General features: G+C 71.7%; 1 protein-coding gene. It reads left to right on the top strand.

All coding sequences use genetic code 11. The annotated features are described in order from the left end of the window. The first annotated feature begins 12 nt into the window (after positions 1-12). On the top strand, positions 13-504 hold the full coding sequence (locus tag CCL05_RS43220; RefSeq protein ID WP_086565908.1) for a cation:proton antiporter domain-containing protein: 492 nt from the start codon (positions 13-15) through the stop codon (positions 502-504). The last annotated feature ends 124 nt before the right edge of the window (positions 505-628 follow it).

The raw sequence follows: 628 nt of genomic DNA, 5'->3' as shown, positions 1-628 counted from the left end.
TGGGGGACGCAGGTGCGGGTGAGAAGTGGGAAGAGGGCTGCCGCGACCGTGGTGGTCGTGCTGCCGCTGGCGGTGATCGTGTGGGCCGCGGTGGCGGTCGTCACGGCGGGATCGCCGGGCAGGGATGCGGTGCGCGAGGCGGCACCTCTGGACCGGACCGGTCATTTCTTCCTCGCGGTGGCGGCCATCCTGCTCGCCGCCTTCCTGGGCGGATGGCTGGCCGACCGGCTGGGACAGCCGCGGGTGATCGGCGAGATCTGCGCGGGGCTGGCCATGGGGCCGACCGTGCTGGGACGGTTCGCACCGGAGGCGAAGGACTGGCTGTTCCCGGCGGACAGTCTGCCGATGCTGGACGGGCTGGCTCAGATCGGGCTGGTGTTCTTCATGTTCGGGGTGGGGCGCGAACTGACCGGGATGCCGCTGCGCGGTGTCGNNTGGTCCACGACTTCACGGGACCGGCGGGCAATCCGACGGTCTTCGTCCTGTTCGTGGGGTGCGCGCTGAGCGTCACCGCGCTGCCCGTCCTGGCCCGCATCCTCACCGACCTGCGGCTCACCCACACGCGCCAGGGGCAGTTGAGCCTGTTCGCCTCCGCGCTCGGGGACGGCGCGGTGTGGCTGGTGCTCAC

It is taken from the genome of Streptomyces africanus (genome assembly GCF_002150735.1).
Classification (GTDB): Bacteria; Actinomycetota; Actinomycetes; order Streptomycetales; family Streptomycetaceae; genus Streptomyces; species Streptomyces africanus.
Note: the sequence above shows the minus strand (reverse complement) of the source record. Positions and strands in the feature narration are given on the sequence as shown.